The sequence below is a fragment of the Aminobacter aganoensis genome (genome assembly GCF_014206975.1).
In the GTDB taxonomy this organism is placed as follows: Bacteria; Pseudomonadota; Alphaproteobacteria; order Rhizobiales; family Rhizobiaceae; genus Aminobacter; species Aminobacter aganoensis.
In genome coordinates, this window is the sequence record NZ_JACHOU010000006.1 from 52,198 (window position 1) to 76,414 (window position 24,217).

At 64.8% G+C, this 24,217-nt stretch carries 22 protein-coding genes; 8 read left to right on the forward strand and 14 right to left on the reverse strand.

Annotation, left to right across the window (positions count from 1 at the left end; all coding sequences use genetic code 11):
• Positions 1-124: 124 nt before the first annotated feature.
• From iolG to GGR00_RS14240, 5 genes are all read right to left on the reverse strand, one after another.
• A complete protein-coding gene (gene iolG / locus GGR00_RS14220; RefSeq protein WP_184699770.1) occupies positions 125-1,114 on the reverse strand; it encodes an inositol 2-dehydrogenase in 990 nt (329 codons plus the stop codon).
• 126 nt (positions 1,115-1,240) lie between these two features.
• Entirely contained in the window at positions 1,241-2,284 is a 1,044-nt protein-coding gene (locus GGR00_RS14225; RefSeq protein WP_055979358.1) for an ABC transporter permease, read from the reverse strand.
• A gap of 32 nt (positions 2,285-2,316) precedes the next feature.
• Entirely contained in the window at positions 2,317-3,855 is a 1,539-nt protein-coding gene (locus tag GGR00_RS14230; RefSeq protein ID WP_210315023.1) for a sugar ABC transporter ATP-binding protein, read from the reverse strand.
• A 101-nt stretch (positions 3,856-3,956) separates the two neighbouring features.
• The gene (locus GGR00_RS14235; RefSeq protein ID WP_055979364.1) at positions 3,957-4,892 is read right to left on the reverse strand and encodes a substrate-binding domain-containing protein; all 936 of its coding nucleotides are present in this window, start codon (positions 4,890-4,892) and stop codon (positions 3,957-3,959) included.
• A gap of 297 nt (positions 4,893-5,189) precedes the next feature.
• Positions 5,190-6,002, reverse strand: a complete 813-nt coding sequence (locus tag GGR00_RS14240) for a TIM barrel protein (RefSeq protein ID WP_184699771.1) — start codon at positions 6,000-6,002, stop codon at positions 5,190-5,192.
• Positions 6,003-6,250: 248 nt separating this feature from the next.
• Between GGR00_RS14240 and GGR00_RS14245 the strand changes: the two genes are divergently transcribed.
• The gene (locus GGR00_RS14245; protein WP_244487894.1) at positions 6,251-6,817 is read left to right on the forward strand and encodes a cupin domain-containing protein; all 567 of its coding nucleotides are present in this window, start codon (positions 6,251-6,253) and stop codon (positions 6,815-6,817) included.
• A 23-nt stretch (positions 6,818-6,840) separates the two neighbouring features.
• Complete coding sequence (locus GGR00_RS14250; RefSeq protein WP_210315028.1) at positions 6,841-7,785, forward strand: glycosyltransferase family 2 protein; 945 nt, start codon at positions 6,841-6,843, stop codon at positions 7,783-7,785.
• A 3-nt stretch (positions 7,786-7,788) separates the two neighbouring features.
• Here the strand turns inward: GGR00_RS14250 and GGR00_RS14255 are convergent, their stop codons facing one another.
• Positions 7,789-8,820 (reverse strand): LacI family DNA-binding transcriptional regulator, encoded by a 1,032-nt coding sequence (locus GGR00_RS14255; RefSeq protein ID WP_184699773.1) that lies wholly within the window; start codon positions 8,818-8,820, stop codon positions 7,789-7,791.
• A 161-nt stretch (positions 8,821-8,981) separates the two neighbouring features.
• Here GGR00_RS14255 and GGR00_RS14260 point away from each other — a divergent pair, with 161 nt between their 5' ends.
• From GGR00_RS14260 to GGR00_RS14275, 4 genes are all read left to right on the forward strand, one after another.
• Complete coding sequence (locus tag GGR00_RS14260) at positions 8,982-10,070, forward strand: fatty acid desaturase family protein (RefSeq protein ID WP_055979376.1); 1,089 nt, start codon at positions 8,982-8,984, stop codon at positions 10,068-10,070.
• Between the two features lie 70 nt (positions 10,071-10,140).
• Positions 10,141-10,458 carry a MocE family 2Fe-2S type ferredoxin gene (locus tag GGR00_RS14265; protein ID WP_055979380.1) on the forward strand — a complete coding sequence of 106 codons (318 nt, stop codon included), beginning with the start codon at positions 10,141-10,143 and terminating at the stop codon, positions 10,456-10,458.
• A gap of 25 nt (positions 10,459-10,483) precedes the next feature.
• Positions 10,484-11,704 carry an NAD(P)/FAD-dependent oxidoreductase gene (locus tag GGR00_RS14270; RefSeq protein WP_244487895.1) on the forward strand — a complete coding sequence of 407 codons (1,221 nt, stop codon included), beginning with the start codon at positions 10,484-10,486 and terminating at the stop codon, positions 11,702-11,704.
• A 91-nt stretch (positions 11,705-11,795) separates the two neighbouring features.
• Positions 11,796-12,815, forward strand: a complete 1,020-nt coding sequence (locus tag GGR00_RS14275; protein WP_184699774.1) for an aldose epimerase family protein — start codon at positions 11,796-11,798, stop codon at positions 12,813-12,815.
• Positions 12,816-12,972: 157 nt separating this feature from the next.
• On the opposite strand, the gene GGR00_RS14280 is transcribed toward GGR00_RS14275, so the two are convergent.
• The 8 genes from GGR00_RS14280 to GGR00_RS14315 all read right to left on the reverse strand — a co-directional run bounded on the left by GGR00_RS14280 (position 12,973) and on the right by GGR00_RS14315 (position 22,253).
• On the reverse strand, positions 12,973-14,151 hold the full coding sequence (locus GGR00_RS14280) for a serine hydrolase domain-containing protein (RefSeq protein WP_184699775.1): 1,179 nt from the start codon (positions 14,149-14,151) through the stop codon (positions 12,973-12,975).
• A gap of 24 nt (positions 14,152-14,175) precedes the next feature.
• The gene (locus GGR00_RS14285) at positions 14,176-15,372 is read right to left on the reverse strand and encodes a serine hydrolase domain-containing protein (protein WP_184699776.1); all 1,197 of its coding nucleotides are present in this window, start codon (positions 15,370-15,372) and stop codon (positions 14,176-14,178) included.
• 68 nt (positions 15,373-15,440) lie between these two features.
• Complete coding sequence (locus tag GGR00_RS14290) at positions 15,441-16,463, reverse strand: extracellular solute-binding protein (RefSeq protein ID WP_184699777.1); 1,023 nt, start codon at positions 16,461-16,463, stop codon at positions 15,441-15,443.
• Positions 16,464-16,587: 124 nt separating this feature from the next.
• A complete protein-coding gene (locus tag GGR00_RS14295) occupies positions 16,588-17,622 on the reverse strand; it encodes an ABC transporter substrate-binding protein (RefSeq protein WP_184699778.1) in 1,035 nt (344 codons plus the stop codon).
• 17 nt (positions 17,623-17,639) lie between these two features.
• The gene (locus GGR00_RS14300) at positions 17,640-18,440 is read right to left on the reverse strand and encodes an ABC transporter permease (protein WP_184699779.1); all 801 of its coding nucleotides are present in this window, start codon (positions 18,438-18,440) and stop codon (positions 17,640-17,642) included.
• Positions 18,433-19,353 carry an ABC transporter permease gene (locus GGR00_RS14305; RefSeq protein ID WP_184699780.1) on the reverse strand — a complete coding sequence of 307 codons (921 nt, stop codon included), beginning with the start codon at positions 19,351-19,353 and terminating at the stop codon, positions 18,433-18,435. Before GGR00_RS14305 ends, GGR00_RS14300 begins: the two co-directional genes overlap by 8 nt.
• A 3-nt stretch (positions 19,354-19,356) precedes the next feature.
• On the reverse strand, positions 19,357-20,451 hold the full coding sequence (locus GGR00_RS14310; RefSeq protein WP_184699781.1) for a polyamine ABC transporter ATP-binding protein: 1,095 nt from the start codon (positions 20,449-20,451) through the stop codon (positions 19,357-19,359).
• A 125-nt stretch (positions 20,452-20,576) separates the two neighbouring features.
• Entirely contained in the window at positions 20,577-22,253 is a 1,677-nt protein-coding gene (locus GGR00_RS14315; RefSeq protein WP_184699782.1) for an amidohydrolase, read from the reverse strand.
• Between the two features lie 260 nt (positions 22,254-22,513).
• On the opposite strand from GGR00_RS14315, the gene GGR00_RS14320 reads away from it, so the two are divergent.
• Together GGR00_RS14320 and GGR00_RS14325 are read left to right on the forward strand one after the other, a co-directional pair.
• Positions 22,514-23,167 carry a TetR family transcriptional regulator gene (locus GGR00_RS14320; RefSeq protein ID WP_184699783.1) on the forward strand — a complete coding sequence of 218 codons (654 nt, stop codon included), beginning with the start codon at positions 22,514-22,516 and terminating at the stop codon, positions 23,165-23,167.
• A 17-nt stretch (positions 23,168-23,184) separates the two neighbouring features.
• Positions 23,185-24,216 carry a histone deacetylase family protein gene (locus GGR00_RS14325; protein ID WP_184699784.1) on the forward strand — a complete coding sequence of 344 codons (1,032 nt, stop codon included), beginning with the start codon at positions 23,185-23,187 and terminating at the stop codon, positions 24,214-24,216.
• Position 24,217 lies beyond the last annotated feature (1 nt).

The following is a 24,217-nucleotide window of genomic DNA, read 5'->3' on the forward strand; positions in this document are numbered from 1 at the left end:
ATAACAGGCCACACAATGCAATTTCAATTCCAATTATCGGTCATCAGGAATTTTTATTCCATCGACAGGTTGTGGCTGTGCGCCCCGTGGCCAATTGCCCCGAGGCGCTGTCCGTGCCGCTGGCTCAAAGCCGGACGGTCTTGCCTTCCTTGGCCGATTTCAACGCCGCATCCGCCAGTTTCAGCGCCATCAGGCCATCCTTGCCGTCGGGCGAAATCTTGGCGCCCCTGGTCACCGAGGCGATGAAGGCCGCGATCTCGTTGGCATATGCTTCGGTGTAGCGCGTCATGAAGAAGTCGTGCAGCGGCGGGCGGGTGTAGCCCAGCGCGCCCGCAACCTCGATCGACACCGCGCGCTGGTTCTCGGCCGAGACCATGCCGTCCGAGCCATGCACCTCGATGCGCTGGTCGTAACCATAGGTGGCGCGGCGCGAATTGCTGATCACGCACTGCCGCCCGCTTGCCGTCACCAGGATCACCGAGACGCTGTCGAAGTCGCCGAGCTCGCCGATCTTCTTGTCGACCAGCACCGAAGCCGTCGCCGTCACCGCCACCGGCTCCTCGCCGAGCAGGAAGCGCGCCATGTCGAAATCGTGGATGGTCATGTCGCGGAAGATGCCGCCCGAACGTGTGATGTAGTCCGCCGGCGGCGGGCCGGGATCGCGCGAGGTGATCACCACCTGCTCGACCTTGCCGATGGCGCCGTCGTCGATCGCCTTGCGCACGGCGGCGAAATGCGGGTCGAAGCGCCGGTTGAACCCGACCATCAGCGTGCCGCCGGCCTTCTCGACCACGGCCAGGCATTTTTCGACGCGGGCCGCGTCCAGATCGATCGGCTTCTCGCAGAACACCGCCTTGCCGGCGAGCACGAAGCGCTCGATCAGGTCTGCGTGCGTGTCGGTCGGCGTGCAGATCACCACGGCGTCGATGTCCGACGCCTTCTCGATCTGGTCGATGGAACGAACCTCGCAGCCATAGGTTTCGGCGAGATCGTTCGCCGCCTTCTCGAAGGCGTCCGCCACCGCCACCAGCTTCGCCTGCGGATTGGAGGCCACGGCCTTGGCGTGGACCTTGCCGATGCGGCCTGCGCCCAGGACACCGAACCGAACTGTCATGACAACCTCATTTCCCTGGCCCGCGCCGTCCGGGCCTGCAATCTTGATCTCTGGGATGGGCCGCCCCGCTGACGGGATGCCGGGCGGCCTGTTTCTATTCGGACAGGATCATGTCCAAGGAACTCACTACGCCTTCTTGCGCTTGTTCTGGCGGTGCTGGTCGATGATCACAGCCGCCACGATGATCATGCCCTTGATGATTTCCTGATAGTAGGCGCCGACCTTCAGGAAGGTGAAGCCCGAAGTCAGCACGCCGAGGATGATGGTGCCGATCACCGTGCCGGTGATGCGCCCGACGCCGCCCGACAGCGAGGTGCCGCCGATGACGGCAGCGGCGATCGCGTCGAGTTCATAGGCGACGCCCATGCCCGGCTGGCCGGAGGCGGCGCGCGCCGCCGTCATCACCCCCGCCAGGCCCGACAGCAGGCCGGCGATGGCATACACCTTGACCAGGTGGCTGCCGATATTGATGCCCGACACGCGCGCCGCCTGCGGGTTGGCGCCGATGGCATAGGTGAACTTGCCGTAGCGGGTATAGGTCAGCGCGATGTGGAAGATGACCGCCACCAGCAGGAACACGATGACCGGCAGCGGCAGCGGAAAGCCGAGGATGTTGAAGCTCTTGCCGAACCAGGTGAAGCTGTCGTCGAGCAGCGCCACCGGCTGGCCGAGCGTGTACCATTTGGCGAGACCCCGTGCCGACACCATCATGCCCAGCGTCGCGATGAAGGGCGGTATCTTGGTCCTGGCGATCAGCGAGCCGTTGACCATACCGGCCAGCAGGCCGACGCCGAGGCCGGCCAGGATCGCCCAGATCGGCGACATGTCGGTGAGCGCGGGATAGACGGCACGTGGATTGGCCGATGTCTGCGCGAGGCTTGCCGCCACCATGGCGGCGAGGCCGACGACCGAGCCCGAGGACAGGTCGACGCCGGCGGTGATGATGACCTGGGTGACGCCGACCGCAATGATGCCGATCACCGACACCTGCAGGATGATGATCGACAGGCGCTGCTTGTTGGCGAGGAAGCTGTCGCCGACGAAGATCCAGCCGAGAATTTCGAAGACGATGGCGATGCCGATCAGCACGCCCAGGATCGACACCTCGGGCGGCAGGCGCTTCTTGCTTCCGATGACGTTTGCGGTACCCGCAATCTCGTTCGTCGACATGGTTCTTCCACCCTTGAGCTGATTGGCGCCGGTCAGTGCGACGCGAGTTCCATGATCTTGACCTGGCTGGCTTCGGCGCGGTCGAGGAAGCCGGTGACGCGGCCCTCGTGCACCACCATGATGCGGTCGCTCATGCCCAGCACCTCGGGCATCTCCGACGAGATCATGATGACGGCCACGCCCTCCCCCGCCAGCTTCGAGATCAGGCGATGGATCTCCGCCTTGGCGCCGACGTCGATGCCGCGTGTCGGCTCGTCCAGGATGAGGATCTTCGGCTTGGTCAAAAGCCAGCGCGCGATCAGCACCTTCTGCTGGTTGCCGCCGGACAGGTTGATGATCGGTTCGGCCATGTCGGGCGTCTTCACCCTCAACGCCTGGCTGATCTCGACGGAATCCTTGGCCAGGTGCTTCTGCTTGACGAAGCCGCTCTTGACGTAGCCCGACTGCAGCACCGCCATCTGGGTGTTTTCCTGGATGTCGAGCAACAGGAAGCAGCCGGTTTCCTTGCGGTCCTCGGTCAGGAAGGCCAGGCCGTGCTTCATGGCCGTCGACGGGCTGTCGATGCGTACGCGCTTGCCGAACAGGTCGATGGTGCCGGCATCCGCCGGCGTCACCCCGAACACGGTCTCGGCGATGTTCGAGCGCCCCGAGCCGACCAGCCCGGCAATGCCGAGGATTTCGCCCGCGCGCACGTCGAAGGACACGTCGGAGAACACGCCCTTGAGCGCCAGCCCCTTCACCGACAGCACGACCCCGCCGATCGGCACCTCTTCCTTGGGGAACATCTGGGTGATCTCGCGCCCCACCATCATCCGGATGATGTCGTCGCGGGTCACCTCGGTCGAAGCCTTGGTGGCGATGTACTTGCCGTCCCGGAACACCGAGAACTCGTCGGCGATCTCGAACAGCTCGTTCATCTTGTGGGTGATGTAGATGATGCCTTTGCCCTGCGCGCGCAGGGCCCGGATGATGGTGAACAGATGATCGACCTCGCGCTCGGTCAGCGCCGAAGTCGGCTCGTCCATGATCAGCACGTCGGATTCGTAGGACACCGCCTTGGCGATCTCGACCATCTGGCGGCTGGCGACAGAAAGCGTGCCCACCTTCACGTCCGGATCGATGTCGATGTTGAGCCGCCTGAACAGCTCGGCCGTCTTGCGGCGCATCTCGCCATGATCGACGAAGCCGAGGCGGGTCAGCGGCTCGCGGCGGATCCAGATGTTCTCGGCCACCGTCATCGGCGCCATCAGGTTGAGTTCCTGGTGGATCATGGCGATGCCGTGCTCGAGCGCATCGAGCGGCCCGCGCAGCTTGATGTCGTCGCCGCGCAGCTTGAAGCTGCCGGAATCGGGCGTGTAGATGCCGGCCACGATCTTCATCAGCGTCGACTTGCCGGCGCCGTTTTCGCCCATCAGCGCATGCACGCTGCCGCGCTTCAGCCTGAGCTGGACATTGTCGAGGGCGACGACGCCGGGAAATTCCTTGCGGACGTTCTCGACTTCGAGAAGGTAGCCGGCGTCCATCGCGGCACCGCCTGCGGGCGCCGCTTCCATCGTGCCTGTGCCATTCATGGCGATCGGTCCTCCCAGACCCGGCCCGGCGACATGCGCGGGGCACAGTCTTTCAGGGGAAATGCGCCGCCGTCGAGCGACGGCGCATTCCGTGGATCATATCAGTTCTTGGAGGTGAACTGATCCATATTCGCGGGCGTCACCAGCTGGAACGGGATCCAGACCTTGGCTTCCACCTTTTCGCCCTTGGCGAGCTTCATCGCCGCATCGATGGCGCCGCCGCCCTGGCCGGCGGCATCCTGGAACACGGTGACGTCGAGGTCGCCGGCCTTCATGTAGGCAAGCGCTTCCTGCGTGGCGTCGACACCGCCGACGACGACGTCCTTCATGTCCCAACCGGCGGCCTTCATCGCGTTGATCGCGCCGATCGCCATGTTGTCGTTGTTGGAGATCACGGCATCGGGCTTGTGGCCGGCGGCGATCCAGTTGGTCATCAGGTCCTGCGCCTTGACCGGATCCCAACCTGCGGTCTGCTCGTCGATGATCTTCATGAACGCGCAGTCCGGCGTCGCGATCACGTCGTGGACGTCCTTGGTGCGCATCTGCGCAGCCTGGTTGGCGAGATCGCCCTGCATCACCAGGATGCCGGCTTCGGTCTTGCCGGCTTCCTTGAGGATGCGGCAGACTTCCTTGGTCTCGAGCGTGCCGGAATCGGCCTCGTTCGAGGCGACGAAGGCGCCCTTCTCGCCCAGCGCATCGACGTCGATCGGCTGGCGGTTGACATAGACGATCGGGATGCCGGCGTCGTTGGCGAGCTTGGTCATCGGCGCGGTCGCCGAGGTGTCGACGGCGTTGACGATGATGGCGTCGACCTTGGCGGCAATGAAGTTCTGGACCTGGCTGAGCTGCTTGTTGACGTCGTCGTCGGCGATCTCGATGACGACGGGCTGGCTCGCATCGGCCGCGGCCTTTTCGATGCCCTTGCGCAGGACCGTCAGGAAGGTGTCCGAATTGGCCATGCTGACACCGATGTCGCCGGCAAACGCGGAACCCGACATCAGCGCGATCATGGCAGCGCCGAGCAGATACTTCTTCATGATTACTCTCCTCCACGAATGGTGCCCGGCTGCACCCCGTTGTGCCGGAAGCCCGCGGCTTCGCCGCAGGCTCGTCTCTACGGGCGCCACCATCGCTCCTCGGCGATGCAAGATGTGCCACCCGTTTCCCGATGTCGGCCCAATTCAGAATGTTCGGGCCGTACTTTTTATTTATGAAATGTTTATTCCATATTCCGGACGAACGTCAAGAGGCATTCCATCGCCGACGATCAATCTTTGCGTGAAAGAAATGCCTCGGCGACGCTGGCTCGCCGGACAAAGCCCGCCCGGCCGCCCTCAGACGCTGGCGCGGATGAACGCGATGCTCTCGGCCAATGCGCTGCGCGGGTCAGCAAGCTTGTGCACGACGGGCGAAAACGGCTCGAAGGACAACAGGCCCTTGTAGCCGCCGGCGATCAGGGCGCGGATCTGGCCAACATTGTCCAGCCGGTCGCCGGCATCGACCAGCACGCGGTGCGGATCGCGCATGTCGGGCACGGTAACGCCGGGATCGTCGACGCCCGAGATATGCACCAGCCCGGTCATGCCAGGGAAAAGATCCGGCTCGCCGGCCAGATGGTGATGGAACGTGTCGTGCACCATGCGGAACGCACCGGTGCCACCGACATCCTCGATGGCTTCGGCCGCCTCGCGCTTGGAGCGCAGCGAGCAGATCTCGAAGCCGAGCGGCTCGACAAGGCCGCGCACGCCGCGATCGCCGAGGATGGTCTTCAGCGCCGACAGCGCCGTCCTCAGGTTGCGCTGGCGTTCGCCGTCCGCCTGCCCGGTACCGTCATTGACCGGCACCAGCACCAGGGCTTGCGCGCCCGCGTCGCGGGCATAGTCGGCAAGCTCGATCGCTTCCGCCTCGCGCGTTGCATTCCACTCGTTGAAGCGCTGCAGCGCGTTGATGCTGGTTATGGACATTCCATTTTCCGCAGCCATGGCGCGGACAGCGCTGGCTAGCGTGCCGTCGATGATGGCGTTGCCGGCGAGATCGTTGCGGATCTCGACGGAAGCGATCCCGAGCGTTTTGGCGAGCGCGAAGAACGGCTCGATCGACAGACCCGGCGCGGCCATGTGGTTGAGGGCGAACGAAACGGCAGGCATCGGCGATATTCCTCCAGCTATAATGGAACATTCATTCCATATCATCTTCCGGCGATATACGTCATTCTCCGTCGGGCAGTCAAAGCCGCTTCAGCCTTGCAAGCTATCATTTCTGATAGATTCAACATCGCAGACAGATGCGAGCGCTGCACAAGGCCACTGCAAAACACGACAAATCCACTGCGACGGCTGTAGTGTTTCGGCGCCATACGTGGCAAACCCCGGCCACAGCATGGAGGAGCTTGAACGTGAGCGCTGGTCCCGACAACCGCCCGAATATCCTGGAGAAAACCCTTGCCGCGGCCGTGCAGGACCAGCGGACCGTCGATGAACAGCGCCGCAGCACAGTCCCTTTGCTCGACGGCATGTCGTTTTACGACAGCATCCGCCACGACGACGACCGCGGCAGCGTCACCGAATTGTTCGACCCGCGCTGGGGCTGGCATGCCGACCCCTTGGTCTTCTCCTACATCTTCACGATCCGGCCAGGCATGGCGAAGGGTTGGGGCCTGCACAAACTGCACGAGGACCGCTATTTCGTGATCGGCGGCGAACTGGAACTGGTCCTCTACGATCCGCGCCCCGAATCCAGCACTTGCGGCAAGGTTTGCAAGGTCTACCTCTCGGCAAGTCGCCCGCGACTGGTCAACGTGCCCAAATTCGTCTGGCATGCAGACCGCAACATCGGCACGACGGACGCTGTCGTGGTCAATTTCCCAACCATCCAGTACGACCATTCGAGCCCCGACAAATATCGCCTTCCGCTCGACACCGACCTCATTCCCTACAGCTTCGGGAACACCACCGGGTGGTGAGCCGTCCACGCATTTCCATTCTGATGCCGACGCACTGCCGGCCGGATGTTGTCGGGCTGGCTGTTGAATCCGTCCTCAACCAGACATTCGGCGATTTCGAGCTTCTGGTTGTCGGAGACGGGGCACTCCCCGGCACAGCGCAAGCGGTCCAGCGGTTCGACGACCCGCGGATCCGCTATTTCGACCTGCCCAAGGCCCCGCATTTCGGCTACGCCAATCGCAACGTCGCCCTGAGGCAATCCCGCGGCGAGTTGATCGGCTTCGCGGCCGACGACGACCTTCTGTTCCCCGACCATTTCGAAACCCTGCTGCGCGGCCTCCAGGACGGCGCGGCGATCGCCTACAGCCAGGCGCTGTGGGTCTCCACCGATGGCATCGTCGCGCCGTTCCTGACCAATCTGGAGTTTCCGGACGAGTTCGAGGCATTTCGACGGGGCAACACCATCGCGGCAAGCTGCTTCCTGTACAGGGCCGACGCCCTCCCCGCTCGCGATGCATGGCCCGAGGATGTGCCTTCCGCGGCAGACTGGCGCCTGTGGCACCGCATCCTGGATGCCAATCCGCAATCGCCCATTGCCTATTGCCGGACGCCGACCGTCCTGCATTTCAGCGCCCGCAGGAAGGCATCCCGGCATTCGGGCATGCCTCAGTTGGCGGCGTTCATCTCGATCGCCGACAGCGCGGCCTGGTGGCCAAAAGCGCTGCGCGTGCCGATTGCTCCCGACCGGACCGAACAGGAAACATTTGCCGATCTGATGCGCAGCACGCCCGGATGGTGCAGCCACATTCGGCAGGCATCCGCCGACCTTGCCGCCCGCCTTGCGTGGGACGAGATCCAGCACAACCGGGCCGCGACGGCGGCGAAGGATGCCCGGCCGGCAGCGCGGCCGGTCAAATCGCCGGTCCAGCGGATTGCCGCGGAGATCAGGCGAATCCCGCGGAACATTGGTCGTATCCTCAAGGAATGAGGCTCAGATGTTTTCGGGCAGGTAGACGTCGAAGGGCAGGAACGTCTGCCCCGGCGCGTTGGCAGCACCCTCCTCGATCGAATGCGCCATCAGTCCGACCAGTTCGCGGCACAGCGGCGCCAGCGGCGTCGCGATCGCCATCACGGCAAGATTGTCGGCGAGCGCCGCGCGCGTATCGACGGTGATCTCATTGCAAATCAGCACCGGCAGCGGATCGGGCTTCACCTCCCGCAAGGCCGAGATCGCGCCTTCGATGCCGCCTCCGGCCACATAGCAGCCGACGAGGTCGCCATGCTGCCCGAGCAACCCTGCGACGGCCTCATGCGTGATCGCGTAGGACTCGTTGTTGACGACCGTCTCCAGCACGGTGAATTCGGGCGCGTGCTCACGGAAGAAGGCGCGGAAGCCGATCTCACGCAGCTCATGGCCATGGAAGCGGTGGCTGCCGACGAACAGCGCCACCTTGCCCGGCTGGCGCGCGCATTTGGAGATCATCCAGGCAGCGGTGCGCCCGACCTTCAGGTTGTCGATGCCGACATAACCCTCGCGGATGCCGGTGGCGAAGTCGGAAAGCAGCGAAAAGACTGGAACACCCCGCCCCTTCACCTCCGCCACCGCCGCCGTCACCGTCGGATGGTCGGGGCTGACCAGGGCCACCGCGTCGCAGTTCGCCGCCAGGCGGCGCAGCTTTTCGACGATCTCTTCCGGCGCCAGCGACTCCGCGAAGTCGATGGCCGCAGTCCCGCGGAAACCCGGCGCCTGTGCGATCGCCTTCTCCAACTCGCTGGCGAAGGCGCGGTAGAACACGTCCCTGGGGCGCAGCAGCAGGAAGCCGAGCCGGTATTCGGGCAGCTCCTTGCGCATCCGCTGCGCGATCAGCCCGGCGGCATGATAGCCGATGCCGGTCGCGGCCTCGTAGACACGGCGCTGCGTCTCCTCGCGCACCGGCAGCCGCCCGTTCAGCACCCGGTCGACGGTGGCGACGCTGACGCCCGATGCGCGGGCGAGATCGGTGATGGTGGGCCGCTTGCTCATGTCCGCTCCCGCGATTTCCACCCACGTTACCGCATCATGATAGAAAATGATAGAAACTATCATACCATGATTGAAAATATCGCATCATGCGGTACCATTCTCTCAGTGAACGATGTCCGGCGCCATCAGCGGAAGCGTTTCCGACTTCCAGGGAGAAAGCCATGACCGTGACGCCTTCGGCGCGCGACTACAGTCTTGTGGGAGAGAGTGCGCGCCGCGCCGTCGAGAGCGGCCTCGCCGCCGCCGAGTGGTATCACACAGACATTCCGCGCAAGCAGATGAAGGAGCTGATGCAGCGCTCCGATGCGCCCGCCATTCGCGACACCGCGATCTGGCTCGGCCTGCTCGTTGCCTTCGGCGCTGCCGGCGCCGCCCTGTGGGGCAGCTGGTGGTGCGTACCCTTCTTCCTCTGCTACGGCGTCCTCTATGGCTCGGCCACCGATGCCCGCTGGCACGAATGCGGCCACGGCACCGCTTTCAAGACGCAGTGGATGAACGACGCGGTCTACCAGATCGCCTGCTTCATGATCATGCGCAACCCGGTGACCTGGCGCTGGAGCCACACCCGCCACCACACCGACACCGTCATCGTCGGCCGCGATCCGGAGATCGCCGTCATGCGCCCGCCGGACCTCCTGCGCGTCGTGCTCAATTTCTTCGGCCTGCTCGATGCCTGGCACGCCATGGTCGACATGGTCCGCAACGCCGCCGGCGTCATCGGCAAGGAGGAAGCGACCTTCATCCCCGAGAGCGAGCAGCCCCGCGCCATCCGCATCGCCCGCATCTGGCTCGCCATCTATCTGGCCACCATCGCACTTGCGCTCTATCTCGGCTCATGGCTGCCGCTGATGCTGGTCGGCCTGCCCCGCCTTTACGGCGCCTGGCATCACGTGCTCACCGGCCTGCTGCAGCATGGCGGCCTCGCCGACAATGTCGTCGACCATCGCCTCAACAGCCGCACCGTGCTGATGAACCCCGTCAGCCGCTTCATCTACTGGAACATGAACTACCACGTCGAGCACCACATGTTCCCGATGGTGCCCTATCACGCGCTGCCCAGGCTGCACGAGATGATCAAGCACGACCTGCCGGCGCCATCTCAGTCCATGTGGGCCGGCTACCGCGAGATGCTGCCGGCCTTTCTCCGCCAGCTCAGGAACGAGGACTACTTCATCAAGCGCGAGCTGCCGCCGACGGCGCGGCCCTACCGCGAGGAATTCCACAGCGAGGCAGCACTCGCCGCCCAATAGCCTCCCAAGGCGCCCCACGGGGCGGCGGCCCCCAGCCGCTCCGAATTCCTGAAATCCCAAAGAGAGAGACATGAGCGACTGGATCGAGGCCTGCGCGGCCGACGACATCGACGAGGAAGACGTGCTCCGCTTCGACCATGCGGGCCGCACCTTCGCCATCTACCGCAGCCCCGAGGACGAGTTCTTCGCCACCGACGGCTTGTGCACCCACGAACAGATCCACCTGTCGCAGGGGCTGGTCATGGGCGACATCATCGAGTGCCCCAAGCACAACGGCCGTTTCAACTACAAGACCGGCGCCGCCCGCGGCGCGCCGGTCTGCGTCAACCTCCGCACCTATCCGGTCAAGGTCGACGACGGCAAGGTCTTCATCCGGATGGCTGACTGACATGACGGCAGGAATGGTCGCAGGAATGGTCATTGTCGGCGCCGGCGAGTGCGGCACGCGCGCGGCCTTCGCCCTGCGCGAGGCAGGCTACGACGGCACCATCGCGCTGGTCGGCTCGGAAGCCCACCCGCCCTATGAGCGCCCGCCGCTCTCCAAGGAGGCGATGACGGGCGAACAGGCGCCGTCGATCAAGACCATCGCCGATGCCGCGCGCCTGGCCGAACACCGCATCGACCTCAGGAATTCGACCACGGTCCTTTCCATCGACCGGGCCAACCGCTCGGTGCGCCTCGCCGATGGCTCCGACCTCGCCTACGACAAGCTGCTGCTCGCCACCGGCGCCTTGCCACGCAAGCTGCCGCTCCAGGGAATGGGGGGTCGCTCGGTCTGTCTCCGCACGTTCGACGACGCGCTCCTGATCCGCCGGCACCTGCGCCAAGGCGTCCGCATCGCCATCGTCGGCGGCGGCTTCATCGGCCTAGAACTCGCCGCCTCGGCGCGCAAGCTCGGCGCCGATGTCACCGTCATCGAGGCCCAGCCCCGCATCCTCATGCGCGGCGTGCCCGAGGAGATCGCCGCCGTCGTGCATCAGGCGCATGTCGCCGAGGGCGTCGAGATCGTCTGCGGCGACGGCATCGCTTCGATGGAAGACGACGGCGAGACCGTGCGCATCGTCCTGTCGAGCGGCCGGACTGTCGTGGCCGACCTCGCCATCGTCGGCATCGGCGCCGTCCCCGTGACCGCGCTTGCCGAAACCGCCGGCCTTGCGCTCAACAACGGCATCTCCGTCGACGCCCGCCTGCGCACCAGCGACCCCCACGTCTTTGCCGCCGGCGACTGCTGCTCCTTCCCGCTCGCCGTCTATGGCGACCGCCGCGTCCGGCTGGAGGCCTGGCGCAGCGCCCAGGAACATGGCGCGCTCGCCGCCCGCAACATGCTCGGCGCCGAGGAAGCCCACGCCACCGTTCCCTGGTTCTGGTCCGACCAGTATGGCCTCACCCTGCAGATCGCCGGCCTGCCCGACGAAGGCGACCGCACCATCCGCCGCGATCTCGGCGACGGCGCCTTCATCCTGTTCCATCTCAAGGACGACGGCCGCCTCGTCGCCGCCAGCGGCATCGGCCCGGACAATGCCGTTGCCCGCGACGTCAGGTTGGCCGAAATGTTGATCGCCAGGTCGGCCCGCCCCGATCTCGCCGCTCTGGCCTCGACCGCCGTCAAGCTGAAGAGCCTGCTTGCCGCCTGATTTTTCGGGGCAGGCCGCTTGAGAATCGGTCCCGTTTCCTGGACTCTGGACCGCGTCGGGGTACCTGCCCCGACTGCGGAGGTGCCAGGAAATGCCGGTCAGCGAATTCGGTCGGATGCCCGACGGATCGACGGTGGAAGCGATCAGCATCGCCGCCGAGGGCATCGAGGCCAGGGTCCTCACCTTCGGCGCCACGCTTGCCGATCTCGTGGTCGCCACGCCAGCCGGCCGGCGCTCGGTGATCCTTGGCTTCGACGATCTCGACGGTTATCTCGCCCATGGCGCCTATTTCGGCGCCATCGCCGGCCGCTGCGCCAACCGCATCGCCGGTGGCCGCTTCAGCCTCGACGGCATCCAGCACCAGCTCGACGTCAACGAGGCCGGCCGCACCCATCTGCACGGCGGTGGCGACGGCTTCTTCCGCCGCAACTGGACGATCGTCGATGCCAGCGAAAACTCGGTGTTGCTCGGCCTGACCTCTCCCGACGGCGACCAGGGCTATCCCGGCAGGGTCATCGTCACCTGCCGCTATTCGCTCGACAAGGGCCGGCTGCGCATCGCGCTCGGCGGCCGCACCGACGCCCCGACCCTGATGAACCTCGCGCCGCACGCCTACTTCAACCTCGACGGCTCGGGCTCGATCCTCGACCACCGTCTCAGGATCGCCGCCGAGGCGTATACGCCCGTCGATATGGCCGGCATCCCCACCGGCGAGGTTCTGGCGGTAGACGACACCGTCTTCGATTTCCGCGACCTGCGCCCCATCCGCAACGGCCCGGGCGGCGCGCACAGCACCTACGACCACAATTTCGTGCTCGCCATGCAACCGGCGCCCGAGCCATGGCATGCCGCCCGGCTGGAAGGCCCCCGATCCGGCATCCGCCTCGACCTCTGGACCACCGAGCCCGGCCTGCAGTTCTACGACGGCGCGTTCCTGCCGGTCGCCCCGCTTTTGCGCGGCGGCATCGAACCCGTCCGCTTCGGCGCGCTCTGCCTCGAGCCGCAACGTTTCCCCGATGCGGCCAACCATCCGCATTTTCCGAGCGCCGTGCTCAGGCCCGACGAGATCTACTCGCAGGTGACCGAATACAGGTTCTCGAGGGTGGAGTGAGAAGGACGCCCCTCACCCACCCTCCGCTACGCTCGGGTGACCTCTCCCGCTGGGGAGAGGAGATCTGAGGCGCCGCCGCTCTTCCTCTTCTCCCCAATGGGGAGAAGGTGGCCGCGAAGCGGCCGGATGAGGGGGGCAGCCTGCTCGAAGCCGCCCCTCAGACCCGCGCGCAGATCGCCTCGAAGAACGCGACATTGTCGAGGTCGAGCGGATCGTCCACCGGCAGCGGCTGCGACGACATCTTGGAGATCACCACCTCGGCCTTGGGATCGACATAGATCCACTGGCCATGAATGCCTATGCCGCAATAGGCGCCGCTGGCATTGGCGCTCTGGTACCATTTGTTGCGGTAACGCCCCTGGGCAAACAGGTTGGTCATCGTGCCACGCTGCCAGGCTGCAGCGTCGCCGCCGTGGATCGTGTCCTCGACCCAGGCCTGCGGCACGATCCGCCCGCCATCCGACGAGCCACCCTGACGCATCATCTCGCCGACGCGGGCAAGGTCGCGCACCGCAACCGAAACGCCACCCGCCGCACGCGCCGAGCCTTCCTTGTCAACGGTCACGAAACCATCGCGCCTGGCGCCCAGCGGTTGCCACAGCGTCTCCGACATCAGCTCGGCGTAGCGTTGGCCCGACGCACGCTCGACGATGATGCCGAGCAGGTCGGAATTGGGCGAGCGGTAGCGGAAGGTTTTTCCGTGCGGCTCATCGAGTTGCTGCAGCGAAACGAGGAACTCGCGCAGCGATTCCGCCCCGCCGCCCGGGTTCCACATCGTGGCGCGGCGATAGCGCGCAAACAGGCTTTCGGGATCGAGATAGGCCTCCTCGAAGTCGAGGCTGACGGTCATGTCGAGCACATGCCGCACGGTGGCGTTGCCATAGACCGAGCCTGCCGCTTCCGGCACGTAGTCGGTCACCGGCGCGTTCGGGTCGAGCTTGCCCTCGCCTTCGAGGCTACCTGCCAGGATCGCCGTCAGCGACTTCGAGATCGAGAAGATGATGTGCCGCGCATCGGGCGTCATCGTCGGCGCGAACCAGTCGCCGACGAAACGGCCCTTCTTCATCACCGCCAGCGCATCGGTCGACGAGCGCGAGAGAAACCCGGCGACGGTTTCCTCATTCCCGTCGATCGCCATTCTCTCGTCGAGCAACCCGCCAAGGTCGATCGGTGCATCCTCGACCAGGCCTTCGCGCGCAGCGATGCGCGCGCTCGGCACCATCTCGCCGGCGTTCTGGAACGACCAGCTGTTGTAAGGCTGCTCGCGCCAGTTCCCCAGGCTCACCTCCTTGCGGGCGAAGCCGAACATGCGCTCAAACGCGGTGGATGACATCATGGACTTTCCTTGCTGTGGCAGTGTTCAGGCGAGCGCGTCGGCAATCGCGTGGACGGCCTTGAGCGTCGCCACCGAATAGGCGACGGAGGTGAATTCGGGCCAGGTCGACAGCTTCACCGTCACCATCCTCGTGTCCCAGTCGATATGGATCAGTTGCCCGAACACGCCGCGGCACATCAGCGCCCGCGAGCGCGGATCCTCGATCCAGAACTGGTTGCGGTAGCTGCCCTCCGGCATCGACGTGCTGAAGTTCGGGCCGTGCGTACCGTTCCGCGTCTCGGCGATCCAGTCGGCAGGAACGATCCCGGCGCCGTCCTCGAGGATCGTCTGGCCGAAGCGGGCGTAGTCGCGCAGCGTCGCGTTGAAGCCGCCGTCGGCAAGCGCGTAGCCGGCGCTGTCGACGGTGAAGAATGCGCTCTCTTCGGCGCCGATCTTCTGCCACAGCTCTTCCGAGACCAGCTGCGCCAGCCGCTTGCCGGTCGCCCGCTCCATGACGAAGGCGAGAACGTCGGTCTCGATCGAGCGGTATTCGAAGGCAGCGCCATGCGGCCGCGTCGTCCCGGTCAGGCGTTGGATCAGCTCGAACACATGCCGCGGCCACCTGAAACTGGGGTCGGTGCCAGACGGAACCGGCTTCCAGCCGCAGGCGACGTCGACCTGGCCGATGTCGGAATAGGGATCGGTATAGGCCTCGCTGAAACGGACGCCGGTGGTCATGTCCAGCACGTGCTGGACCGTCGCCCCGTTCCAGCCGGTCGTTGCCAGTTCGGGAATATAGTCGGTCACCAGCTTCTTCGGGTCGACGATGCCGCGCCCCGCGAGGATGCCGAACACCGTGCCGGTCACCGACTTCGCCACTGATTGCGACAGATGCGGCGTCCGCTCGGTCATGCCGTTGAAGTAGCGCTCATAGGCGATCTTGCCTTCCTTGAGCACGATGAAGCCGTCGGTGTAGCTCTCGTCGAGCAAGCCGGACAATGTTGCAGGATTGCCCGCGCTGTCGCTCACCGCCAGGCTGTCTAGGTCGACCTCGGCGCGCGGCAATTGCCGCACCGGTCCCTCGCCGCGCCACACCTCGACGGTCGGCACGATCTCGCGGACGTGCTGGAACGCCCAGCGGTTCCACGGCGGCATGTCCCACGCCGCCTTCGGCACCGGAATGGCCGGCGGCGAGCCTTGCATGATGGGGGGCACATTTTCGCTGTTGCGGTAGGAGCTCATGGCATCACCCTCGCGCTGTCGGCGTTTGCGGGGTTCGGCGCGGACGCCGAACCCCATCTACGAAATGCCTACTTCTGCAGGTCGGTCCAGATCCTGGTGTAGAGCGCGTCGGCCTCCGGCGAGCACATCAGCGACATTGTGCCATGTGCCTTGCTGGCCTCCGGAATGACGATCTCCGGTGCATCCTTCATGTCGTCAGGCATGAATTTCTCCGATCCCGCGACGCCGTTGGCATAGCGGTGGAACGCCGAAAGCCCGGCCGCGATTTCAGGGTCCATGATGAAGTTCTGGAACAGCTTGGCGTTCTCGACGTTCGCGGCATCCTTGAGCACGACCACGTTGTCGCTCCAGTAGGTGAAACCTTCCTTGGGATAACCGAACTGCACGTCCGGGCGCTCCAGCCGGATGCGCAGTCCTGCGCCGTTCCAGGTGCTCGAGGCCTTGAAGTCGCCCGCCTTCATCTTGTCCACGGCGCCATATTCCATGGCGATCCAGTTCGGCTTGGCGGCCACCAGCAGGTCGCGCGCCTTCTTCAGCACGTCCTTGTCGGTGGTGCACTGCTCGCCGCCGACGTAACGGACAGCAGCAGTCACCACGTCCTTCATTTCTGGAACGACGTTGACCTTGCCCTTCAGCTCCTCGGGCGTCTCGAAGATGACCTTCCAGGTGTTGATGTCGCCCTTGTAGACGCCGGTATCGACGACGACGCCGACAGTGCCCCAGGCCCATGGCACCGAATACTTGCGGCCCGGGTCGAAGCTCGGATCGGCCCATTCGGCTGCGACGTTCTTGAAGTTCTCCATGCCGCCGGGATTGGTCTCCAGCAGCAGGCCTTCGTTGATCCAGATCGGCAGATGCGTCTGCGACGGCACCACGATGTCGAAGCCGCTGCCGCCCTGGCGCGCCTTGGCGAGCGCGGTCTCGTTCGAGTCGTAGTCGGTGACAGTCACCTTGACCTGGTATTTGTCCTCGAACTTCTTGATGACCTCGGGGTTGGTGTAGTTGCCCCAGTTGTAGATGTTGAGCTGGCCTTCGGCGCGGCCGAGGCCGGTGGCCGCAAGCAGCGCGATCGCCGCGACAGTGGTGGACATAAATGGTTTCACAGCGGGACTCCTTTTTATTGAGCTGTGACTACCCTGCCAGCGGCAGGCTAAACGCTTGTCGCAGCCGGATGTGATCCGGCTGCGACAAGTCCTTGGCAAATCCGGGCAGAACCTACTTCTGCAGTTCGGTCCAGATCTTGGTGTAGAGCGCCGTCACTTCCGGCGCGCATGTCTGCAGGATTTCGCCGTTCTTCTTGAACTCTTCCGGCACCACGACTTCCGGCGCCGAGGTCATGTCGACCGGCATGAACTTCTCCGACCCGGCGATGCCGTTGGCATAGCGGTGGAAGGCCGAGTTCATCGCCGCGTTTTCCGGATCCATCATGAAATTCTGGAACAGCTTGGCGTTGTCGACGTTCTTGGCTTCCTTCAGCACCACGACGTTGTCGGACCAGTACTGGAAGCCCTCGACCGGATAGCCGTAATGGATGGCCGGGTTCTTGAGGCGCTGACGCAGCGCCGAGCCGTTCCAGTCGCTGGTCGCCTTGAAGTCGCCGGCGCCCATCTTCTCGATGGTGTTGTATTCCATGGCGATCCAGTTCGGCTTGGCGGCAACGAGCACGTCGCGCACCTTCTTCAGCACGTCCTTGTCGCCGGTGCACTGCTCGCCGCCGACATACTTGATCGCGGCATGGATCACGTCGTTCATCTCGGGAACGACGTTGACCTTGCCCTTCAGCTCGTCAGGCGTGTCGAAGACGATCTTCCAGGTGTTGATGTCGCCCTTGTAGTCGTCGGTATTGACGACCACGCCGACTGTGCCCCATGCCCACGGCACGGTGTATTTGCGGCCGGGATCGAAGGCCGGATTGGCCCATTCGGGCGCCACGTTCTTGAAGTTCTCCATGCCGCCCGGATTGGTCTCGAGCACCAGGCCTTCCTGGACCCAGATCGGCACGTAGGTCTGCGACGGCATGGCGACGTCGAAGCCGTGGCCGCCCTGGCGCACCTTGGCCAGTGCGGTGTCGTTCGAATCGTAGTCGGTCACCGTCACCTTGACGTCGAACTGCTTCTCGAACTTCTTGATCATGTCGGGGCTGATGTAGTTGCCCCAGTTGTAGATGTTGAGTTCGCCGGCGGCGGAAGCCAGGCTGGTCGAGGCGAGCAGCGCAAGGCCGGCAGCCATCGACATGGATTTCAGGTTCATCATTCCACTCCCGTTGATTAATCCCGTTTCCTGCTCAAGAAGAAGAACAGCGTGACGATGACGACCGACAAGAGCAGGAAGACGGTCGAAATCGCATTGACCTCCGGCGTGATGCCGCGGCGGATCTGCCCCAGCATGTAGGTCGGCAGGGTGTCCTGGCCGCCCGACTTGACGAATTCCGTGATGACCACGTCATCGAGCGAGATGACGAAGGCGAGCATCAGCCCGGCGATGATGCCGGGCCACAGGAGCGGCAGCGTCACCCGGCGGAACGCCTTCCACGGCGTGGCGTAGAGATCGGCTGCGGCGCGTTCGAGCGTCAGGTCCATGTTCTCGAGCCGCGCCCGGATCGGCAGATAGGCAAAGGGGATGCAGAACGCCGTATGCGCGGCGATCAGGTAGCCGAGGCCCGAATAGCCGGTGGCGACCTTGATCTGCGCAAAGAAGATCAGCAGCGCCACCCCGGTGACGATCTCGGGCACCATCAGCGGCTGGTTGATGAAGGCATATTTGAACGTCAGCCCGCGATAGGCGCGGGTCCGCGTCGTCGCCAGCGCCGCCATGGTTGCCGCGACCGTCGCGATCACCGCCGCCGAGGAGGCAATCTTCAGCGAACGCAGCGAGGCGTCGATGACCTGGTCGTTGTTCCAGGCGGCGGCGAACCAGCGCAGCGAGAAGCCGCCCCATTCGGATACCGAGGTCGACTCGTTGAAGGCATAGGCCACCAGCACAGCGATCGGCACGTAGAGCAGGACGAAGCAGGCCGCGGCGATGGTGGTGAAGCCGGTCTGCTGGCGGATCGAGAACCGCTTAGCCATGACGCGCCTCCGACCCGGACGTGTTGCGGACATAGACCAGGAGCGCCACCATCACGATCGCCATGACCGTGATCGACAGCGCCGCCCCCAGCGGCCAGTTGCGGCCTTGCCCGAACTGCAGCTCGATCAGGTTGGCGAACATCATGTTTTTGCCGCCACCCAGGACGCTCGGCGTGACATAGGCGCCGATCGCCGGGATGAACACCAGGATCGAACCGGCGATGACGCCGGGCCTGACCATCGGGAAGATGATCCGCTTCAGCACCTGCCAGCGCGTGGCGTAGAGGTCATAGCCGGCCTCGACCAGGCGGAAGTCGAGCTTTTCCATGCTGGCATAGAGCGGCAGCACCATCAGCGGCAGATAGACATAGACCATGCCGACCATGATGGCGAAGTCGGTGTAGAGCATCTGTATCGGCTGGTCGGTGATGCCGAGATTGATCAGCGCAGTGTTGATGATGCCCTCGTTGCGGATCACCTGCAGCACGGCAAAGGTGCGGATCAAGAGGTTGGTCCAGAACGGAATGGTGATCAAAAACAGCCAGATGTCACGCGTCCGCTCCGGCCGCGTGGCGATGAAATAGGCCGTCGGAAAGCCGAAGATCAGCGTCGCCGCCGTCGCCATGAGAGCAAGCTTCAGCGAACGCCAGAAGATGGTCAGGTGGGCGCTGGCAAACGACAGCGTGTCGTCGAAGATGTCGCGTTCGAGGAAGACCGATACCCAGCCTTCGGTCGAGAACGTCCACTGGACGTCGCCATACGGTCCGGGCGTCAGGAACGAATAGAGGAGCACGATCAGCAGCGGGCCGGATGCGGCCAGCAGGATGATGATCAGCGCCGGCGCCGACAGAAACCAGCGGTTCCTGATCTCCCGCGCCTCTGTCTGCTTTTCGATTTCGGCTGCGGTCGCCATGGCTCAGTCCTTCAGGATCTGGGCCGCATCGTCGCCGATGACGATGCCGACGCGCTCGCCGCGCTCGAAGCTCGTTCCGGCCCCCCGCGCATTCTGCTGGCGGACGGTGAACGTCTCGCCGTCGTCCAGCCTGATGTGGACATGCGTATCGGTGCCGAAATAGACGACGTTTTCGACCACGCCCGAAATGTCGCCATCGCCTTTGACGGCCTTGGCATGTTCGGGCCGGATCACCACCGTGGCCTCGCCGTCCGGCTTGAAGCCGTCGGGCAGCGTCGCCGAGATCGTCGCGCCGGACTTCAGCGTCACCTTGGCCTTGCTCCCGTCGATGCCGTCGATCCGCGCGTCGAGGAAATTGGTCTCGCCGATGAAGTCGGCAACGAAGCGCTCCGCCGGCCGGTCGTAGATGTCGCGCGGGCTGCCGACCTGCAGGATCTTGCCCGACGACATCACCGCGATGCGGTCCGACATCGTCAGCGCCTCCTCCTGGTCGTGGGTGACGAAGATGAAGGTGATGCCGGTCTCGTGCTGCAGGCGCTTGAGCTCGATCTGCATTTCCTTGCGCAGCTTGTAGTCGAGCGCCGACAGCGGCTCGTCGAGTAAAAGCACCTTGGGCTGGGGCGCCAGCGCACGCGCCAGCGCCACGCGCTGCTGCTGGCCGCCCGAGATCTGACTGGTGCGGCGCTTGGCGAGCTTTTCCATGCGCACCAGCTTGAGCATCTCGGCGACGCGCGCGTCGATCTCGGCGCGCGGCTTGCCCAGCATCTCCAGACCGAAGCCGATGTTCTCGGCCACCGTCATGTGCGGAAACAGCGCGTAGGACTGGAACACCGTGTTCACCGGCCGCTTGAACGGCGGCAGCGGCGCGATGTCCTCGCCATACAGCATGATCTCGCCCTCCGACGGAAAGTCGAAGCCGGCGATCAGCCTCAGCAGCGTGGTCTTGCCGCAACCCGACGGCCCGAGCAGCGTGAAGAATTCGTTTTCCCTGATCGACACCGAGACGGTGTCGAGCGCCGCGACCTGCGCCTCTCCCGTTCCAAAGACCTTGCGAACTCCGCGAACTTCAATCGCATTCTTACCCGGTGTGTCCGGCACGCAAAACGCCCCATTGTTTATCCACCTTCACAGTGGAATATTTTTCCCCGTTCGATTGTCACCACAGGCGACGCGCCTTGGCAACAACGGCTCTCGATCATGCTCCAGGCAAGCCGCCATGCCGCTCAGGCCTGGTAGGTCACCCGCCCTCCGCAGATGGTGGTCACCGGTCGCACCTCGTGCAGATCGGCTGGATCCGTCGCCTCGATGTCGGCCGACAGCACCACCAGGTCACCGAAGAAGCCCGGCTTCAGCTTGCCCTTCCTGTCTTCCATGAACTCGGCATAGGCGCCCTCGACCGTGTAGCCGGCCAGCGCCTGGTGCAGCGAAACGCTCTGGTCGGGCATGTCCTCGGCCCACGGCTTGCGTAGCATCGCCGCCTGCATGCCCTGGATCGGATCGATCGGCGCCACCGGCCAGTCGGAGGCAAACACCACATGGGCGCCGGCATCGATCAGGCTGCGCGTCGGATAGGCATAGGGCCAGCGCTCGCGACCGATACGCGACACCGTCGGCTCCAGCGGGAAGGTCATCGCACCCGGCGGATGCGGCGGCTGCATCGACGCGATGACGCCGAGATCGACGAAGCGTTGGATGTCGCTCGCCGTGGTCAGCTCGACATGCTCGACCCGGTGGCGGCTGTCGCGCCTGCCGTTCGCCTTTTGCGCCGCCTCGTAGCCGTCGAGCACCGCGCGCGTCGCGCCGTCGCCGATCGAATGCACGGCAATCTGCAGGCCGCGCCTGTCGATCTCGACGGCGATACGCCTGAACTCTTCCGGCGAAAAAAGAGGCTCGCCGACCCAGTCCGGCCGGTCGGCATAGGGCTCGATCATCACCGCCGTCCAGGAATCCAGCACGCCGTCATAGAACAGCTTGACCATGCCCGACGACAGCCACTCTGTGGCGTAGCGTTCGGCCATGTCGGACGCCTTGTCCAGCATCTCGAGCGTCATGAAATTCTTGTAGTGGAACGGCACCTTGACCCGGCAGATCAGGTCGCCCTCGGCCTCGACTTCCGACAGAAGCTCCAGCTGGTAGTAGTTGCCGTCCATGTTCTGGATCGAGGTGATGCCATGGCGGGCGCACCAGTCGAGGCCGCGGCGCATGATGGCGCGGTCGCCGGCCCGTTCTTCCGCATTGGCCATCGGGTCGGGCTCGCCGCCCGTCGACAGGCCGAGCCGCACGCGCCCCTCGCCCGCAAGCTTGAGCACCGGGTTGAACGCCTCGTTCTCGCGCAACTCGCCCTCGGCCAGCCCGTCGGCGCCCATGACGATCTCGTTGCCGGGCGTGAGTTCGCGCCCGTGCAGCACGTCGGCCATCTCCAGCGCGCGCGTGTTGGCCCAGTAAGTGTGATGGTCGGGCGCCGCCATCAGGAAGGCCCGGTCGGGCAGGATGGCGTCGAGGTGATGGCGCGTCACGCGCTCGCTGCCCAGGATGGTGTAGTCGGCACCTTGCCCCACCAGCATCGGCGCATCGGGCCGCGACCTGGCATAGGCCTGCACCGCATCGCGAAGCGCCTCGAAGCCATGCACGCCGGAAAGTTGCAGGTGGGCGAGTTCCGCTGCACCCGAAAACAGGTGCATGTGCGCTTCGATGAAGCCCGGCACCACCGATCCCCCGCGGGCGTCGATGATCCTGGTCTGTGGTCCGCGCAGCGCTTCGATCGTCGCCTTGTCGCCGATGGCGGCGATCAGGCCATCCGCGATGGCCACCGCTTCCGCAGCGGGCCGGGCCGGATCCATGGTCAGCACGCGGCCGTTGATGACGATCAGGTCGGCATTGCGAACCGTTTGGACAGACATCGCGACTCCGCGCACTTGACTGACTGAGACCGTCAGCCCTCGCATCGGCTGCCCCCAATTCCCAAGGGAGTGGCGCAACCAGACAGGAAGGCTGAAGCCGATCCGCCGCCCCCGGGAATTCCTCGCTTTTCCCAGAAGACAGCACCGCGAAAAAATGCGACTAATTATTCGCGTTTGTCAATATGCGGGATTTTTCGGATGCGTTGTGGAGGACGCCCCGCGGTATGATGCGCGCGACTAGGGAGCGAGAAGATCATTCCGTGAATCGCAGTCTCAACTGGAAAACCAGGACGGCGCTCAAACCGCGCAAGCAGCCACGACAGGAGCGGTCGAGCAAGGTCGTCGACAGGATCCTCGACGCCGCCCTGACCTTGACCCGGGAACAGGGCACCAAGACCCCGACGACGCTCGCCATCGCGCAGCGCGCCGGTTTGTCGGTCGGCTCGATCTATCAGTACTATCCCAACAAGGAAGCCATCCTGCTCGATCTCGCCCGGCGCTGGCTCGCCGCATTTCCCGAGGTCATCACGAGGCGCATCGATGCCCCCCGTCCCACCAGCCACGACGCGTTTCAGCACGAAGTGGACAAGCTCTTCCTCGACACGTCCAGGCTTTACCTCGACAACGCCAACCTGATGCCGGTCATCGAGGCCATCACCGGCAATCCCGACCTGAGGCCCATCCAGAACGAATACGACGACCAGATCATCGCCCTCTACGCTGCCTGGCTGCAGCATGTGAACCCCGCGATTCCGGACCAGGTCGCCAGCCGGCTCGGCGTGGTCATGATGGAGGTCGGCCACGTCTGCCGGCTCGTGGGGTTGAAGCGGGACCGCAAGGCCTTCGATCTCATCCAGGACGACGTCAAGACCATGTGGCTCGCCCTGGTCATCCCCTATCTCGACCTCAGCTAACGTCAGGAAGGACCCTCATGAAGACAGTCTATTCCCCGCTCCACGCCGGCCACGGCGGCCAGATGGAGCTTGTCGCCGGCGCCATCGTGCCCGGCTTCGAAAAGCCATCGCGGGCCGAGATCATCAAGAAGCGTGTCGAGAGCGAGAAGCTCGGCCCGATCCTGGCGCCTGAAATCCACGACCTCGCAGCCGCCAAGCGCGTGCATACGGCCGACTATGTCGACTTCCTGCCGACCGTCTGGCCGAAATGGGAAGCCGCCGGCAAGTCCGGCTCGGCAATCCCCTTCGCCTGGCCGACGCGCGGCCTGCGCGGCGATGTGCCCCCGCGCAACATCGAGGCCCTGCTCGGCTTTTATTCCTTCGACGGCGGCGCGAGCTTCGTCAAGGGCACCTGGGACGCCATCAAGTCGTCCTATGACGTGGCGCTGACGGCGGCCCAGTTCGTCAAGGCTGGCGAGCGCAGCGCCTTCGCGCTTTGCCGCCCGCCCGGCCATCATGCCGGCGCTGCCTTCATGGGCGGCTACTGCTTCATCAACAACGCCGCCGTCGCCGCGCAGTGGTTCCGCGACCAGGGCGCCAGGCGCGTCGCCGTGCTCGACGTCGACTATCACCACGGCAACGGCACGCAGGAGATCTTCTACGATCGCCCCGACATTCAGGTCATCAACCTGCATGGCGACCCGATGACCGAGTACCCGTTCTTCCTCGGCCATGCCGACGAGCGCGGCGTGGGCGCAGGCGAAGGCTTCAACCTCAACTACCCCCTGCCCTTCGGCACCTCGTGGGACAAGTGGAGCTTGGCGCTGGAGGATGCCTGCGCCAAGCTCGCCGCCTACGCGCCAGACGTCGTCGTCGTCTCGCTCGGCGTCGACACCTTCGAGAAGGACCCGATCAGCCAGTTCAAGCTGACCAGCGCCGACTATCCCAGGATCGGCGCTCGTATCGCCAGGCTCGGCCTGCCCAGCCTGTTCGTCATGGAAGGCGGCTACGCCGTCGACGAGATCGGCATCAATGCCGTCGGCGTGCTCACCGGCTTCGAGGGCGCCTGAC